This window comes from Pseudovibrio flavus (assembly GCF_009711345.1).
GTDB lineage: Bacteria > Pseudomonadota > Alphaproteobacteria > Rhizobiales > Stappiaceae > Pseudovibrio > Pseudovibrio flavus.
In genome coordinates this window covers 62,767-78,677 of sequence record NZ_SMMA01000051.1, presented here as the reverse complement: position 1 = coordinate 78,677, position 15,911 = coordinate 62,767, and the positions used below count along the sequence as shown (strand labels likewise).

Sequence of the window (15,911 nt, the reverse complement as noted above, 5' to 3'; positions counted from 1 at the left end):
CGCGCCGCCGCTCTGGTCAAAAACGCAAAGGCTTAAGGCCCTTTCCACCCGAAAGGCTTTAAAAACGAGAAAGCGGGGCCCTTGCCCCGCTTTTTTGCAATCAAAATGTAGAGCTGACTATTGCAGGCGTACCCTACGCTGCCGCAACGCTTTCAAGAAACTCGCGCACTTCAACACTTAGCTGCTCGGTCTGAACGGCCAGCTCTTCCGCAGACGAAAGAACCTGCGAAGCAGAACTACCGGTGTTTGTCGCTGCCTGACCGACACCGCCGATTGTGCTTGCTACATCATCGGAGCCTTGCGAAGCTTTTTGGATGTTGCCGGCAATTTCATGAACTGCCAAACCCTGCTGATCCACTGCGCCTGTTATGGTCATGGCAATCTCGTTGATCTGGCCAATAACCTCGGCAATGCTGGCGATGGAGTCAGAAGCATCGTTTGTAGCGTGCTGGATGCCATCAATCTGGGAACTGATCTCGGCAGTCGCTTTCGAAGTTTGCTCGGCAAGCAACTTCACTTCCTGCGCAACAACGGCAAAGCCTTTGCCTGCTTCACCAGCGCGAGCGGCTTCAATGGTGGCGTTAAGCGCCAAGAGGTTGGTCTGGCTTGCGATGTTATTGATAAGATCGACAATCACGCCAATTTTGTTAGCAGCTTCTGCTAGAGTGCCAACCTTGGTCACCGTATCGTTAGCAAGACCAACAGCACGTACTGTAATCTCTTCCGATGCTGACACCTGACGACCAATCTCCTGAACAGACGCAGACATTTCTTCGGTCGCAGCAGCAACAGAACGTACGTTGGCGCTTGCTTCACCAGAGGCGGTGGAAACAATATCTGCCTGCGTTGCAGTATGCTCTGCCGTCAGCGTCAGATCTTCAGCCGCAGATTTCATTTGTACGGCCTCATCGGAGAGCGTGGAGACGATACTACCGATTTTCTGATCAAAGGTACTGGCGAGCTGGTCCAGCGTCTCACGGCGCTCCTTACGGCCTTCCTCGGTATAAACTGCAATGGCAAAATCCATATCGAGCATCAGCGCTTTGGTAACTGCCTGCTGGATTTCACCCGCATTGCCTTTCTTGGAACGGAAGAGGGAGCCGCGCCTCTTACCTGCGGCAAGAGCAGAAAGCAAGCCACACAGAAGGTAGTTATAACCGCCGATGTACCACTTCGGCTCCAGACCAATGCGGTTATGCACCTCACCAATCTTGGTAACGGACGCCACATAAGACGCATCGAAGGTGCCTTCGGTAATCAAAGCCCAATGTTTGAGCTGCATTTCCTTGGCGTGTGCCATGTGTTCGGGGCTTTTGAAGAAACTGGCTGTCTCAGGAAAACGCGCTACGTGTTTGTAGAATTCGTCCAAGCCTTTGGGCAATAGAGACATAATGAAATCGCGGTTGGCCTTAAGCGTCTTGCGTGTGGCTTCATCAATACCGTGAAACGCCAGCCGTGTTCCTAGTGTGTTTGCGTCAAAAGACATACTTGCCCCCCGTTCGGCACAGTCAAACTTTCCACTAGGAGGAAGCTCCTAAGGTTAATTATGTGCAAATAACTAGGTAAAATTATCGATAATTATTCCAAGTGCTAATCGCAGTGCAGCATTATTGATAATCGCAGCGACGGCAAAATTATCGATTTTTCCCAAGGAAACTGCGCAGTTATCAAAAGACCCGCAGATTAGCCAATTTAGGAGAGATGAAACTGTGAATTCAGGGCACCTGATGGCCGCGCAGACCATTCAGCATCGCAGTAAGCAAAATGAATCGTGTGCCATAGCAGAGGCCGAACCCGCTATGGCACCTAAAGAAACGATTCTGTTATCTAAACGCTCTGACATACAGCTTTTGAGCTGTTGATTAGTCTCCAATGGCAGTGGTTAAGGCAGGGGCTTCTTGTTTCATAGTGCGGAACGTGAATTCTGTAAGATAGTTCAACAAATCCTTGGAGCACTTTTCTGCCATATCAGAATCGCCGTACGCGACAGCCTTGGCAATTTCCTTGTGCAGGTCGCCGCCTTTTGTGCCTTCACCGCGACTTTTATTGGCGAACCAATACCGGCGAGACATGCCCTGAACTGTACCCATCACCTGCTCAAAGTATTCATTTCCTGTCGCTTTTGCGATCAGATCATGAATTCCGCGCAGTGCTTCCAATACGCCAATGTCGTCTTCTGCAGCCGAACAAGCGATCATAATATCTGCCATATCAAGAAGCTGCTTGCGGTCTTCTGCCGACGCTCTGATAGCGCAGACGCGAAGACAGTTCGGCTCGATGCAGCGCCTTACTTCCAAAAGCTTCAACTGTTCTTCTGCAGTAATTTCGGGCACTTGGACGCCTCTGCGAGGGTGAATGACAAGCATCTTGTCATGTTCCAGTCGCTGGAGGGCTTCTCGTACTGGTGTTCGGCCAATATTTAACATGGAAGCCAGAACATTTTCTGAATACAGGCGGTTAGAATCGAGTTTTCCGAAAATGATCATGTGCTCTATTGAAGCACGCGCCTGCTCTGCAAGAGTTTCCATTATTGTTTTTCTAGCCTTTCACACTCTGCGCTAACTTACTCATTTATTGAGTAAACTCGTTCTACAGCATTCTTCAAAATGCGCTGTTTTCTGCCGCTATCTCTCAGTACCTGCAAGGCGGGAAACCCCCAAGACAGTAGATTCCCTAACTTTCGTAATATGTCATGCTGCCATATCAGTAAGTTCAAGACGGGCCATTAAGACCATTATTCATAGCAATAACGGCCAAAATAAGAGCCCTGACGGAGCATTTTTCGGCGTATAACATATCAAAAAAAGCGCCGTATCTGCTCCTAAAAAGAAGCGAGAACGGGAGAAGAAGAAATGGAAAAGTGGAGACTGAACGGCGTTGTTGCCGATGATGGTCAGACCCCAATCTTCGATAGCTATGATGTAGTTGTTTGCGGCGGCGGCCCTGCTGGTGTGGCAGCGGCTGTAACCTCTGGCCGTTTGGGCCAGAAAACCCTGCTTATCGAGAAAAACGGCTTCTGTGGTGGCGCAGCTGTTGCTGGTCTTTCCGCAACCATCTGCGGTATGTACTACGGCAAAGAAGACCCGACCACTGGCGCTGAGCAGGTTGTATACGGCTTCACCGAGGAGTTCCGTCAGCGTATGGAAGCACGCGGCGGCTTGACCGAGCCACAGGTATACGGCAAGACCCACGTACACACCCACGACCCTATCATCTGGCGCGAAGTTGCTGATGATATGCTGCTGGAAGCTGGCGTGACATGTCTGTACCACACCATTATTTCCGGTGTTGTAATGGACGGCGACGCAGTTCGCGCTGTTGAAGTGGAATCTTCCGCAGGGACTTCCTTGATTAAGGCAAAGAAGTTCATTGATGCGACCGGTGATGCGGCAGTTATCGCCCGCGCTGGTTTCGAGTTCTACTACGGCGACAACGGCGTCATTCAGAACCCTACCATGATGTTCCGCATGGCGAACGTGGACATGGAGCCATTCCTTGAATACTTCAAGGGCGACACCATCTGCCCGCCGGAAATGATCAAGGATCTGACCGAGAAGAACGAAAGCGGCGAATACTCTCTGCCACGCAACAAGGTTTGGGTCTTCCCATCCACCCACGACCGCGTGCTGATGATGAACACCACCCGCCTTGCAGGTCAGGACGGACGCGTTCTTAACGTTATCAACCCTGTAGACCGCACTGAAGCTGAGATCTACGGCCGTCGCTCCACCCGGGAGTACGAGCGTTATTTCCGCGAGCACGTTCCAGGCTGTCAGGACGCATATCTCTTTGACACCGGTACGGAAGTTGGTGTACGCCAGACCCGCTCCATCAAGGGTGTGAAGGTTCTGACCAACGAGCACGTTGTGGAATGCCGCAAGTGCGATGACGGCGTCGTTCGCAGCCCGTGGCCGATTGAGCTGCATTCTGCAAGCGCACCAAAACTGCACTGGCTCTACAACGACTACTACGAGATCCCTTACCTGACCCTCGTTCCTGAAGTCGGTGAAGACATCATCGTTGCAGGTCGCAACCTGTGCGCCGAGCACGAAGCACTCGCTTCTGCCCGCGTAACCGCACAGTGCTTTGAATACGGCCATGCAGCAGCAGTAGCAGCAGACATCTCCATTAAGCAGGACGTCAAGTTCCGTGACATTAAGGGTGAAGATGTACGCGCCATCATGAAAGAACGCGGCAGCGCTCTTTAATCCGGTCTGGCGGACTGACATGGCACATGCGGTCCGCCCAAAAAACAAAACGAAGCATCGTTGGGAGTAAAGTGATGAGTATCCAAGAAGGCAAATTTGTCGATACTGATCCTAAAAAGCGCAATCTGCTTAAAGACATTAACGCAGAAAACGTATCTGCCGGTATCCTCGCCGCTATCTTTGGCTGCGTAGCTACATCTTTCATCATCATCAATTCCGGCACCGAAGCTGGAATGTCGGACGCGTTCGTATCCAGCTGGTTGACCTCTGTATGGTTCTTCGGCGGTATCTTGGGCGTGTTCCTTGCTTACACCACCAAACAGCCAATTGCCGGTGCATGGTCCATTCCTGTGGGCGTTATGATGGCACAGACCCTGCAGCTCTACCCTGTAGAGCAGGCAATTGGCGCGTACCTTGTTGCTGGCTTTATTGTTCTGGGTCTTGGTCTTTCCGGTCTTATCAACCGCATCATCAAGTTCATTCCTGAACCAGTCATCATGGCTATGATTGCAGGCGCTTTGATGCGCTTTGGTACCGGCGTTATCTCCGGCGTTGAAGCTCTGCCTATTATCTCCGGCATCACCGTTATTGCTTACTTCATCGCGATGAAGCTGGTTAAGAAGATCTCCCCGATCATTCCTGCCTTCATCATCGGTATGATCCTGTCCTTCGCCCTTGGTTACTCCAACATCGAAAACTTCGATGCGACGTACCTTGGTCTGCAGTTCATGGCTCCTGAGTTCAACATCGGCGCAATCATCGCGATCTCTATTCCAATCGCAATCCTTGTTGTTGGTGCAGAAAACGCTCAGGCAACCGGCGTTCTGATGAGCGAAGGCTACAACGTACCAGTGAAGAAGATGACCATCTGGTCTGGTATCGGCGGTATCGTAACCTCCACCTTCGGCGGCCCTAACGCAAACATCGCTGGCCCAATGACCGCAATCTCCGCTTCTGACACCTCTGGTCCGGAAAAAGAAAAGCGTTACGTTGCAGCTATCGTATGTGGTGTAATCTGCCTCACCTTCGGTTGGTTCTCTTCTTACGCAATCAACTTCCTCAAGCTGGTTCCTGTGTCCCTCATCATGACAATCGCAGGTCTTGCTATGGTCAACGTGCTCCTGTCTTCCCTGCAGGCAGCATTCCAGAAGACCCAGGCATTCCAGATTGCAGCGTTCTTCGCATTCATCATCGCACTGAGCGGCGTAAGCTTCCTTGGTATTACCGCGCCGTTCTGGTCCCTGGTTGGTGGTGTTGCAATTGCTTTCGCAACTGACATGAAAGCATTCAAAGAGCGTCTTGCAGCCTAATACTTCGCAAAGGCTCAAGGAGTGTTCTCCCCCGCCGAAGGCAGCACCCCAAGGCGGTTCTCCTTGAACCAGACACCCGGCCGTTTCCCCCCGGGTTCCCGAAGAAAAAAGGCAAAACGCCCCGCAGTGGTTCACCTGCGGGGCGTTTCTTTGTTTCAGTGCTCTGTTAGCTCAACCCTAGCCATTCAGGCTTGCAAAGGTGGCTTCTCTTTCCGCCAGCTTTTCCAAAAGCGGGGCAGTGCGCCAGAAGTAATCATCATCCTTCGCACCTTGCTTGACGACATCGAGGATTTTGGCAGCACCCACCGCATCGGCGTAATGCATAGGCCCGCCGCGCCAACGCGGGAAGCCGTAGCCATAGAGCAGGGTGAGGTCCACATCCACCGGACGAAGCGCGATGCCTTCGCTGATGATAGCCGCCGCCTCATTGACCATGGCTGCCATATAACGCTCGACAATTTCTTCCGCGCTAAAGCTGCGCTGAGCTATGCCTTTTTCAACGCGCTCTGCTTCAATCAGCTCCAACGCATCTGGGTTCGGCGTATGCTTGGCAACGTCTTTGCCATAAAGGTAGTAGCCAGAACCAGTCTTGCGACCAAACCAGCCCTGCTCGCAGATGGCATCGGCAAAGCCCACCTGACGGTCACGCGGATCACGGGTTGCGGCCAAGCGTTTGCGCCGTGCCCAGCTAATATCAAGACCTGCCATATCAGCGGTTTCAAACGGCCCCATAGCAAAGCCAAAGCCGCGAATGGCGCTGTCGATCTCTTTCGGGCTAGCACCTTCAAGGATCATCGCTTCCGCCGCCGCACGGGTTTTGGCAAGAATGCGATTGCCGATGAACCCGTCACAAACGCCAGCACGCACCGCGACTTTGCCCATCTTCTTGGCTAGAGCAAAACCGGTGGCCAGCACATCAGCAGCCGTTGCATTGGCAACCACCACTTCCAGCAGTTTCATGATGTGGGCAGGAGAGAAGAAGTGCAGACCGATAACGTCCTGCGGTCGGCTCGTGCATGCAGCAATGGCATTCACATCAAGGTAGGATGTATTGGTCGCCAAAATTGCGCCTTGCTTGCACACCGCGTCCAGCTTGGAGAACACGTCATGCTTGACGCTCATCTCTTCAAACACCGCCTCGATAACAAGGTCAGCATTGGAGAACGCTTCATACTCACAAGCCAGAACCAGCGCTTCACCCGTCAGCTTGGCAAGGCCATCAGCTGAGAGCTTGCCGCGCTTAACCGCGCCCTCAAGGTTTGCGGTGATTACCGAGCGCGCGCGATCAAGGCCAGCTTCATCACGTTCTACCAGTACAACAGAGAAACCGGAGAGCAACAGCGCTGTTGCAATGCCCGCGCCCATAGTACCGCCGCCAACAACACCCACTTGAGAAAGCGGACGCGGCTCAACGCCTTTCAACTCCGGTAAGCGGCCAGCGCTCCGATCAGCAAAGAATGCGTGCACCAGTGCTTTGTGCTGTGCAGACTCTTTCAGCTCAAGAAACGTCCGGCGCTCGATAGCAAGAGCAGCGTCATACGGCATACGCGCCGCATTGGCGATCATCTCTAGCGCGATGCTGGGCGCTTCCAATCCCTTCGCCTTTTTTGCGACTTCTGCGCGGGCAGTGTCGAACAGCTGCGCATCGGCGGCGGGTGCGCCTACCTGCGCGAGCCGGCGCGGGCCACGTTCTTCCGCCACTATTTTTTGAGCGAAGACAATGCCTGCTTCTTTTATCCCCGCCTCGGATGTCAGCTCATCAACCAGCCCCATCTGCAAAGCGTCTTTTGCCTTAACAGGGCGGCCGCCAGTTATCATCGCAATTGCGGCATCATAACCGATCAGGCGCGGCAAGCGCTGGGTTCCGCTGGCACCGGGGATAAGCCCGATGTGAACCTCCGGCATACCAAGGCGTGTTTTTTCCTGCGCAATGCGGTAGTGAGAGGCAAGTGCCACTTCAACACCGCCGCCTAGCGTGTTGCCATGCAGCGCGGCAATCACCGGCTTTTCGCAGGCTTCAATACGGGCAATCAGTTCTGGAAGAGTTGGCCCCCAAGGCTCCAGCGAGAACTCGCGAATATCCGCACCGGCGATAAAGCCAGCACCAACGCCATATAGAACAGCGGCTGAAGCGGTTTCATCATTCTCGAAGCGCTCGATAGCCTCGAAAAGGGCAGAGCGCAAAGCATTGCTGAGGGCGTTTACCGGTGGGTTTTCAATAGCAAGAACGGCAATATCCTGCTCTACACTATAGTGAACCGTGCCGGATGAAGGTGACGTTATGCTCACCGGATACTCCTGAAATCAATAAAACGATAGCCGCCCCACCACAGCGAGGCGACTTACGTTTTTACACCTACACTTGACGGCGCACGGTGGCAACGCGGAAACGGTTCGCCACATACGCGCTATCAGTCAGGCTGGCATTGCCCGCAGGGTTGGCTCCGGTGACGTGATAGTCAGAAAACGCCGCCGACTGGTTCACGTAGATGCCGCCAAGCAAGTTGACGGAAAGAGGCGCGCCTGCTTTGGCATAGGCCGCCTCTGCCGTGTCAATGAACGCCTCGTCTGTCGAATAAAGTGCGCCGGTAATTGCACCATGTTCCTTTGCAGAACGGGCAGCGCGTTGAAGTGCGTCCGCACTATCCTCACAAGCAACAAGGAACGCAACTGGCCCAAAACGCTCGGTCAAGTAGGCTTCCTCGTCCTTCGCATCGACAGATATCAACGCTGGCGTTGCCGTTCGCACATCATCTGCACCCTCAATTGCAGATGATGGGCGGACCACCTGCCCAAGGGACTGCGCGTCGCTCACACGCTCAATGGTGAGAGGGTTCTGGATCGCCCCGCAAATCGCCAATGCCCGCTCTGGATCACCAAGCAGTTTGTTGAGCGCTGTCGCGATGGCTGTAGAAATTTCATCGAAGCTGAGGTGGCCCTGATCGGTTTCAACGCCGCCCTTGGGAATAAAAATATTCTGGGGGGCAGTACACATCTGGCCGGAATAAAGAGACAGAGAGAAGGCGATATTACCGGTCATCGCCCGAAGGCTTGACGTCGATTCGATGGTGATCGCGTTAACTCCGGCTTCTTCTGTGTAGACCTGCTTGCCCATCGCATTCTGGCGCACCCAACGGCCAAACGTGCTGGAGCCGGTGTAGTCGATAATCTCCACGCCCCTGTGGTTCACAAGGTCCATGGCCTTCGGCTGGCTCTCAGTGTCCACGGCAAGCAGAAGCACGTTTGGATCAAAGCCTTGCTCTTCCAGTAGCTTACGGCCCATCTGAACAGTGATCGCCAGCGGCAGTATGGCGGCAGGATGTGGTTTCACGATAACCGGATTACCGCAAACGAGGGACGCAAACAGCCCCGGATAGGTGTTCCAAGTCGGGAATGTAGAACAGCCAATTGCCAGCGCAACACCGCGCGGAACGATGGTGAAAGTCTTATCCAGAACGATAGGATCGTGCTTGCCCTGCGGCTTGGTCCAGCGCACTTCCTTCGGAATTTGTGCCATTGCATCATAGGCATAGGCAACCGCTTCCAACGCACGGTCCTGCGCGTGCGGTCCGCCAGCCTGAAACGCCATCATAAACGCCTGACCGGATGTATGCATAACCGCATTCGCCATAAGGAAGGAATTGCGGTTAAGACGGTGCAGCAGCTCAAGAGCAAGGCCAACGCGAGCCTCTACGCCAGCTTTCGCCCAGGCTTCACCGGCAGCTTTGGAGGCTTCAACAAGCTGGTCAACGCTTGCATCCTCATAGGTTACGCCAAGCTCTAGACCGTAGGGAGAAACCTCTGCACCAACACGGTTTCCATTTGTCGGCTGGCCCAGATCAAACGGCTTACCCAGCAGCGCGTCGAACGCAGCTTTCTGGTCGTCCTTGGCTGTTTCGCCGTAGATTTTCCCCGATGGAACCTCAGGATAAGCGGACCAGTGGTCACGGCTTTTGCTCGCTGCGACCGCATCCAGCAAGGTCTGCTTGTGGGTTTCAAAATATGACTGCATGACATCCTCCTCCCATGCCCGATCCCGTATTCTGCCAACTGCTGACTTCAAAAAGCCTCCCGCACAGTTGACAGTAACAATACTTAGCTTCAATAATTGACCGACCGGTCGATTAATTCAAGTAGCAATTTTGAGAGCGGTATTCGGGCTGATCGGCGACACAGCCCGCTGTAGCATTGGGGAGGGAAAACATGAGTGAACCTTCGGTTCTCTATGAGGATAAAGGTGGCTACGCTGTCATAACGCTGAACCGTCCTGACAAGCTGAACTCCTTTAACGAGGAAATGCACCGTGCGCTTTACGAAGCGCTTGAGCGGGCAGAAGCTGATGATACCTGCCGCGCGATAGTGCTAACGGGAAACGGCAAAGGCTTTTGCGCAGGGCAAGACCTAGGCGACCGGATGCAGGCAGGCGCCGACGCACCGCCGCCGGACCTTTCCCGCACGATCGAGCAGCTTTACAACCCGCTGGTTCGCAAACTCCGTGCGCTGGAAATGCCGGTAATCTGCGCTGTAAACGGCGTTGCTGCAGGAGCAGGTGCCAACATTGCTCTTGCCTGCGACATCGTTCTGGCGTCCCGTTCCGCAAAATTTATTCAGGCATTTTCTAAAATCGGCCTCGTGCCCGATTCCGGCGGAACCTACTTTCTGCCGCGCTTGATCGGCAGCGCCAGAGCCCGCGCTCTTGCCTTGCTGGCAACGCCAATCACCGCAGAACAAGCGCAAGAATGGGGACTAATTTGGCAGATTTTTGACGCTGAAGCAGTGAAAGAAGAAGCCTGTAGCATGGCCGCAGAGCTGGCCACTGGCCCGACCTACGGCTACGCGCTGATTAAAGAAGCGCTGAATGCATCCGAGACAAACACGCTGGATGAACAGCTCGATCTGGAGCGCGACCTGCAACAAAAGGCTGGCTATTCGCCTGACTACAAAGAGGGCGTAAGCGCCTTTATGGAGAAGCGCAAACCCCAGTTCAGCGGAAAAAAGCCATGACGGCCAACGAAAAGGCACAGGCCGTCGCCAAGGTGATGTGGGATGCGGACGAGGCGTCCCGCGCTCTTGGCATGGAGCTCGTTGAGGTTCGCGCAGGTTATGCCGTGCTGCGAATGCCAGTGCGCTCAGACATGACCAACGGCCACGGCACCTGTCACGGCGGTTACATCTTTACGCTGGCAGATAGCGCCTTTGCGTTTTGCTGCAACAGCCACAACCAACGGGCCGTCGCCCAGCACTGCAACATCACGTTCATTGCCCCGGTTCAGGAGGGAGACCTGCTGGAAGCAATTGCACGGGAAGTATCGCGGACAGGCCGTAATGGCCTGACGGATGTGCGTGTTCTCAATCAACACGGCGCTGTGGTGGCGGAATTCCGCGGCGCATCCCGCACCATCAAGGGTGAGCACATACCAGACCTAGACTAGCACTAACTCGCATTTGGGAGGGGAAATGTTAGAGTTACAAGACAGACCAGAGGCTTTGGAGCCCATAGAAACGGCGGCGCGGGAGGACCTTGCCGCCCTACAGCTAGAGCGTATGAAGTGGTCACTGCGCCACGCCTACGAGAACGTGCCGTTTTACAAAAAGAGCTTTGATGATGCCGGAGTGCATCCCGATGACCTGCAAAGCCTTGCTGATCTGGCGCGGTTTCCGTTCACCAACAAGGCAGACCTGCGCGACAATTATCCATTCGGCATGTTTGCAGTGCCGGAAGACAGGATCGCCCGCATTCACGCCTCATCCGGCACCACCGGCAAACCGACCGTGGTTGGCTATACGCAAGATGATATCGAAATGTGGGCAACGCTTGTGGCCCGCTCTATTCGCGCGGCTGGCGGCAAGGCGGGCGACAAGGTGCATGTGGCCTATGGCTACGGCCTGTTCACCGGCGGTCTTGGCGCTCACTACGGCGCAGAAAAGCTGGGCTGCACCGTCATTCCAATCTCTGGAGGCATGACAGAACGACAAGTGCGCTTGATCGAGGACTTCAAGCCCGAGATCATCATGGTCACCCCGTCCTATCTGCTTTCCATTCTGGATGAGTACCGCAAGCAAGGGCTGGACCCGCGCAAAAGCTCTTTGAAAGTTGGCATCTTCGGCGCAGAGCCATGGACCAACGCCATGCGGGCCGAGATTGAAGAAGCCTTTGATATGAAGGCCGTCGATATCTATGGCCTATCTGAGGTTCTTGGGCCCGGCGTTGCCAGCGAATGCGTAGAGACACAAGACGGACCGCACATCTGGGAAGATCACTTCTACCCCGAGATCATCGACCCGCAAACAGGAGAGGTTCTGCCGGACGGGGAAGAAGGTGAACTGGTCTTCACCACGCTAACTAAAGAAGGCATGCCAGTAATCCGCTATCGCACGCGTGATCTTACCCGCCTGCTTCCGGGCACTGCCCGCTCCATGCGCCGTATCGCCAAAATCACTGGCCGCAGTGACGACATGATGATCCTGCGCGGGGTGAATGTATTCCCTAGCCAGATCGAGGAGCAGCTTTTGCGCTGTGAGGGCCTTTCGCCCAACTACCAGATAGAGCTGACACGCGATGGCCGCATGGACCAGATGCGGGTACTGGTGGAAGCGCGGGAGAGCTTCAACACCGATGAGCAACGTGCAGCTAGCGCTAAGGAACTGGCAACACATGTGAAAAACAACGTCGGCATATCGGTAAGAGTGGACGTGGGCCAGCCACACTCGGTAGAACGCTCTGCAGGGAAAGCCCGCCGCATTGTCGATCTTCGTCCGACAGATTGACCCGCTACTAAAACGGAGAAACACCCGCACATGGCGCGTACACGAGCTGCCGATTACGACGAGAAACGCTTGGCGATCTTGCACAAGTCCGCTTTGGAGTTTGCAAAGAAGGGCTATGATAAGACGTCCATGTCGCAGATCGCGCGCGTGTGCGGTGTTTCCAAGGCATTGCTCTATCACTACTACGAGAACAAGGAGGGGCTGCTCTGCGATATTCTGCGGTATCACCTGCAAGACCTCGTGGATGTGGTGAGCGAAGCCAACGACAACTCACTAGAGCCGAAAACCCGCCTTAACGCGCTCTGCCGCGCTTTGATGAGGGCCTATGAAGGTTCCGACAATGAGCACAAACTGCAAATCAACGAGATGTCGTATCTGGATGATGACAGGCGGCAAGAACTTTATGCGCTGGAGCGTCAACTGGTGGCGATTTTTGCAGATGCAGTGGCCGCAGCTAACCCGCATCTTGAAGGCAAGCGCGAGCTGATTAAGCCAATCACTATGAGCCTCTTCGGCATGCTCAACTGGTCTTACCTTTGGCTGCGCCCTGAAGGGGAACTGACCCGCGATGGCTACGCCGACCTTGCTACCCAGTTGCTGCTCAGCGGTTCCCAAACGCTCAAGGCCTAACTGCCCCCAACGTTTCCTTAGTGCCAGACTGCTAATTAGCAGCTAGACTTTCCTGTACCGAACCAAAACAGGAGAGGGTGGCCGCGCATGGCAAAGACAATTCTGATTACCGGAGCAACAGACGGCATTGGTCTGGAAACGGCGAAGAAACTGGCGGGCATGGGCCACAATCTGCTTATCCATGGCCGCAACCCTGCCAAACTGGAAGCAGCAGCCGAGCAAATAAAAGAACAGGGCGGGGACGGTGAACTCTCCACCTATGTGGCCGATCTTTCCCGCTTGCCAGAGGTGGTCTCTTTGACGGATGCCGTTTCCAGCAGCCACACTTCTCTTGATGTTCTTCTCAATAACGCTGGCGTCTACAAGACACCTCAAACCCGCACGGAAGATGGTTTCGACACCCGCTTTATGGTGAACACCATCGCGCCTTACCTTTTAACAGAGCGGCTCTTGCCCCTGCTTGGCAGTAAAGGACGAGTGATCGGGTTATCATCCGCAGCCCAAGCACCAGTGAGTCTGAACGCGCTAAAAGGGAAAGAGCCCCTTTCTGATGGTGCTGCTTATGCGCAGAGCAAGCTGGCCCTTACCATGTGGACCAGCGCTCTTGCTGAAAACCTGAAAGGCAACGGGCCAATGCTTATTTCAGTAAACCCCGGCTCTTTGCTTGCCAGCAAGATGGTGAAGGATGCGTTTGGCGTTGCTGGCAGCGATCTCAGCATCGGCGCGGGCATTTTATGCAAAGCGGCGCTTTCTGATGAGTTCGCAAATGCACACGGCAAGTACTTTGACAATGACTCTGGCCGCTTTGCTGCCCCCCATCCCGCCGGACAGGATGAGGCGAAAGCGCAAGCTGTGCTTGAAGCTGTTCAAGCCATTATCGAAGACAGGCTTGGCCCGAACGCATAAATTGCAATCATACCGCCAAGAACTGTGACGAAGTGGGCGTAAGTGATTGCGCCTGCAACAGACTGCGCTAAGAAGGAACGGGAAGCTGCGATACTAATATACGCTAGATAACGCAGCCCTAGGACCTGCCAGCGATGGCGGGCCATCAGCCACCATCTGGAAGCAGGACACCCATTTATGGCCTACGCCGTTATTGCAGAATTTAAAGTAAAGCCGGGCTGCCTTGAGCAGTTCCTTGAAGTTGCTCGCGAAGACGCTGAACACTCCGTTCGTGATGAAGAAGGCTGTCTGGTATTCGACGTAAACGTAAGCGCTGAAGACGAAAACACCGTCATTCTTTACGAGGTTTACACCTCCCGCGAAGCGTTTGACGCGCACCTCAAGACCCCACATCTGGCAAAGTTCCGCGAAAACTTCCCGCCGCTGATCGAAGATCGCGTACCGGGTCGTTTCCTGAACCGCGTTTACCCATAAGCGCTAAAGATCAAGATGCCGGCCTCTCACAGGTCGGCATTTTTCTTTTGGGAGAAGATACCAATGAAACGCGCAATTGTTACAGGCGGCGCAGGGCTTATCGGCACAGGTATTTGCCAGCGCTTGCTAAGCGAGGGATGGGACGTTGCCAGTTTTGACCTCGTGGCGGGCACAAGCGGCGCACGCGACATTATCTGCGATATCAGTGATGAAGCGGCGGTAGACAAGGCCTTTGCTGAACTAGACTGGGACAGCATCGACCTTCTGGTCAACAACGGTGGCCACGCCACCAGCCTAACGTTGAAGCTGGAAGACGCCACCATGGATGACTGGCGCAAGACACTGGACAGCTACCTGACGGCAACCTTCTTGATGAGCCGAAAGGCAGTTAGCCTGATGGACGAAAGAGCCAGCATTGTAAACATGGCATCCACTCGCGCTGTTATGTCAGAAGGGGGCGATTTCATCTACGCCGCAGCCAAAGGCGGTATTGTCTCCATCACCCAAGCGCTGGCGATTAATCTAGGGCCAAAGGTGCGCGTTAACGCTATCGCTCCGGGCTGGATTTCTGCTGATGTTCCGCTTTCTGACGAAGACCATGCACAGCATCCGGTGGGCCGTGTGGGCAGGGCAGAGGATATTGCCGATGCCGTGCTTTACCTGGCTTCTGCCGGTTTTATGACTGGACAGGTACTCACCATCGACGGCGGAATGACACGTAAAATGATCTATGTTGACTAGAAAGGTCTTGAACCGAGGCTAGGCTTTTGGTCATTCTGACCTATCTATAAGAAAGCGCCCGTATTTCGGAGAAACCCGCACACCAGTCTACCGCCCTGTCAAAAGCCTCAGCCTTTTCAAGAAAGTAAACGTGATGACACAAAACACCGCCCCATTAAAGATCGACATCGTATCAGACGTGGTCTGCCCATGGTGCATTATCGGCTACAAACAATTGGAACAGGCTCTAAAGGAGACTGGAACGATAGCCGAGGTTGAGTGGCATCCGTTTGAACTTAACCCGACTATGCCGCCAGAGGGGCAAAACCTGCGTGAACACCTTGCAGAAAAGTACGGTACCACGCCGGAAGGTTCCCGCGAGGCGCGGGCACGGCTGAGCCAGCTTGGCGGCGAGGTGGGTTTCACCTTTGCCTATGATGATGACATGCGCATGGTCAACACCTTCAAAGCCCACCAGCTGCTTACATGGGCCAAGGAGTTTGGCAAGCAGCACGAATTGAAGATGGCGCTCTTCAAAGCCTACTTTACCGACCAAAAGGACGTGAGCGATATCGAAGTGCTGCAACAAGTGGCGGAAGACGTGGGCTTGGACAGCGCAGCCACCACGATGATGCTACGCGACGGACGCTATGCTCCAATCGTGCGCAATGAAGAACAGCAGTGGACCTCTCGCGGCATCCACGGCGTTCCGGCAATGATCTTTAATCTGAAGCACTTGGTAAGCGGCGCGCAGGGCGTAGAAAACTACAAGGCCATATTGCAGCAGCTCGCACAGATCGAGCCAGCTAGTTAGAGCCGAACAACTCAGCGCTCTTTAGCGATACTGTAGAACCAGAATATGAAAGAGGGCGCGGAAACACTATCCGCGCCATTT

The 15,911-nt window shown here is 54.3% G+C and carries 14 protein-coding genes; 10 read left to right on the top strand and 4 right to left on the bottom strand.

What is annotated here, in order from left to right:
- Positions 1-133: 133 nt before the first annotated feature.
- Together E1162_RS03285 and E1162_RS03280 are read right to left on the bottom strand one after the other, a co-directional pair.
- Positions 134-1,486 carry a globin-coupled sensor protein gene (locus E1162_RS03285; RefSeq protein WP_155126744.1) on the bottom strand — a complete coding sequence of 451 codons (1,353 nt, stop codon included), beginning with the start codon at positions 1,484-1,486 and terminating at the stop codon, positions 134-136.
- A gap of 376 nt (positions 1,487-1,862) precedes the next feature.
- Positions 1,863-2,528 carry a GntR family transcriptional regulator gene (locus E1162_RS03280; RefSeq protein ID WP_155126742.1) on the bottom strand — a complete coding sequence of 222 codons (666 nt, stop codon included), beginning with the start codon at positions 2,526-2,528 and terminating at the stop codon, positions 1,863-1,865.
- A 324-nt stretch (positions 2,529-2,852) separates the two neighbouring features.
- On the opposite strand from E1162_RS03280, the gene E1162_RS03275 reads away from it, so the two are divergent.
- A complete protein-coding gene (locus E1162_RS03275) occupies positions 2,853-4,208 on the top strand; it encodes an FAD-dependent oxidoreductase (RefSeq protein WP_155126739.1) in 1,356 nt (451 codons plus the stop codon).
- Between the two features lie 74 nt (positions 4,209-4,282).
- The gene (locus E1162_RS03270) at positions 4,283-5,518 is read left to right on the top strand and encodes a benzoate/H(+) symporter BenE family transporter (RefSeq protein ID WP_257098625.1); all 1,236 of its coding nucleotides are present in this window, start codon (positions 4,283-4,285) and stop codon (positions 5,516-5,518) included.
- Positions 5,519-5,695: 177 nt separating this feature from the next.
- Here the strand turns inward: E1162_RS03270 and E1162_RS19750 are convergent, their stop codons facing one another.
- Positions 5,696-7,807, bottom strand: a complete 2,112-nt coding sequence (locus tag E1162_RS19750; RefSeq protein WP_371311789.1) for a 3-hydroxyacyl-CoA dehydrogenase NAD-binding domain-containing protein — start codon at positions 7,805-7,807, stop codon at positions 5,696-5,698.
- A 67-nt stretch (positions 7,808-7,874) separates the two neighbouring features.
- A complete protein-coding gene (gene paaN / locus E1162_RS03260; protein WP_155126733.1) occupies positions 7,875-9,530 on the bottom strand; it encodes a phenylacetic acid degradation protein PaaN in 1,656 nt (551 codons plus the stop codon).
- 191 nt (positions 9,531-9,721) lie between these two features.
- Between paaN and paaG the strand changes: the two genes are divergently transcribed.
- The 8 genes from paaG to E1162_RS03220 all read left to right on the top strand — a co-directional run bounded on the left by paaG (position 9,722) and on the right by E1162_RS03220 (position 15,830).
- Positions 9,722-10,522, top strand: a complete 801-nt coding sequence (gene paaG / locus E1162_RS03255) for a 2-(1,2-epoxy-1,2-dihydrophenyl)acetyl-CoA isomerase PaaG (protein ID WP_155126731.1) — start codon at positions 9,722-9,724, stop codon at positions 10,520-10,522.
- Positions 10,519-10,950: a hydroxyphenylacetyl-CoA thioesterase PaaI gene (gene paaI, locus E1162_RS03250; RefSeq protein ID WP_155126728.1), complete on the top strand. Its 432-nt coding sequence runs from the start codon at positions 10,519-10,521 to the stop codon at positions 10,948-10,950. Before paaG ends, paaI begins: the two co-directional genes overlap by 4 nt.
- 25 nt (positions 10,951-10,975) lie before the next feature.
- Complete coding sequence (gene paaK, locus E1162_RS03245) at positions 10,976-12,286, top strand: phenylacetate--CoA ligase PaaK (protein WP_155126725.1); 1,311 nt, start codon at positions 10,976-10,978, stop codon at positions 12,284-12,286.
- Between the two features lie 30 nt (positions 12,287-12,316).
- Entirely contained in the window at positions 12,317-12,916 is a 600-nt protein-coding gene (locus E1162_RS03240) for a TetR/AcrR family transcriptional regulator (RefSeq protein WP_155126722.1), read from the top strand.
- Between the two features lie 87 nt (positions 12,917-13,003).
- Positions 13,004-13,822: an SDR family NAD(P)-dependent oxidoreductase gene (locus tag E1162_RS03235; RefSeq protein WP_155126719.1), complete on the top strand. Its 819-nt coding sequence runs from the start codon at positions 13,004-13,006 to the stop codon at positions 13,820-13,822.
- A gap of 177 nt (positions 13,823-13,999) precedes the next feature.
- Positions 14,000-14,296, top strand: coding sequence for a putative quinol monooxygenase (locus E1162_RS03230; RefSeq protein WP_155126716.1), 297 nt, complete (start codon positions 14,000-14,002; stop codon positions 14,294-14,296).
- A 63-nt stretch (positions 14,297-14,359) separates the two neighbouring features.
- Complete coding sequence (locus E1162_RS03225) at positions 14,360-15,037, top strand: SDR family oxidoreductase (RefSeq protein ID WP_155126713.1); 678 nt, start codon at positions 14,360-14,362, stop codon at positions 15,035-15,037.
- Between the two features lie 133 nt (positions 15,038-15,170).
- The gene (locus E1162_RS03220) at positions 15,171-15,830 is read left to right on the top strand and encodes a DsbA family oxidoreductase (protein ID WP_155126710.1); all 660 of its coding nucleotides are present in this window, start codon (positions 15,171-15,173) and stop codon (positions 15,828-15,830) included.
- Positions 15,831-15,911: the final 81 nt, after the last annotated feature.

Excerpts from the sequence above, each read along its gene's own strand:
- E1162_RS03285 (WP_155126744.1), bottom strand. The coding sequence starts at position 1,486 with ATGTCTTTTGACGCAAACACACTAGGAACACGGCTGGCGTTTCACGGT.
- E1162_RS03280 (WP_155126742.1), bottom strand. The coding sequence starts at position 2,528 with ATGGAAACTCTTGCAGAGCAGGCGCGTGCTTCAATAGAGCACATGATC.
- E1162_RS03275 (WP_155126739.1), top strand. The coding sequence starts at position 2,853 with ATGGAAAAGTGGAGACTGAACGGCGTTGTTGCCGATGATGGTCAGACC.
- E1162_RS03270 (WP_257098625.1), top strand. The coding sequence starts at position 4,283 with ATGAGTATCCAAGAAGGCAAATTTGTCGATACTGATCCTAAAAAGCGC.
- paaN (WP_155126733.1), bottom strand. The coding sequence starts at position 9,530 with ATGCAGTCATATTTTGAAACCCACAAGCAGACCTTGCTGGATGCGGTC.
- paaG (WP_155126731.1), top strand. The coding sequence starts at position 9,722 with ATGAGTGAACCTTCGGTTCTCTATGAGGATAAAGGTGGCTACGCTGTC.
- paaI (WP_155126728.1), top strand. The coding sequence starts at position 10,519 with ATGACGGCCAACGAAAAGGCACAGGCCGTCGCCAAGGTGATGTGGGAT.
- paaK (WP_155126725.1), top strand. The coding sequence starts at position 10,976 with ATGTTAGAGTTACAAGACAGACCAGAGGCTTTGGAGCCCATAGAAACG.
- E1162_RS03240 (WP_155126722.1), top strand. The coding sequence starts at position 12,317 with ATGGCGCGTACACGAGCTGCCGATTACGACGAGAAACGCTTGGCGATC.
- E1162_RS03235 (WP_155126719.1), top strand. The coding sequence starts at position 13,004 with ATGGCAAAGACAATTCTGATTACCGGAGCAACAGACGGCATTGGTCTG.
- E1162_RS03230 (WP_155126716.1), top strand. The coding sequence starts at position 14,000 with ATGGCCTACGCCGTTATTGCAGAATTTAAAGTAAAGCCGGGCTGCCTT.
- E1162_RS03225 (WP_155126713.1), top strand. The coding sequence starts at position 14,360 with ATGAAACGCGCAATTGTTACAGGCGGCGCAGGGCTTATCGGCACAGGT.
- E1162_RS03220 (WP_155126710.1), top strand. The coding sequence starts at position 15,171 with ATGACACAAAACACCGCCCCATTAAAGATCGACATCGTATCAGACGTG.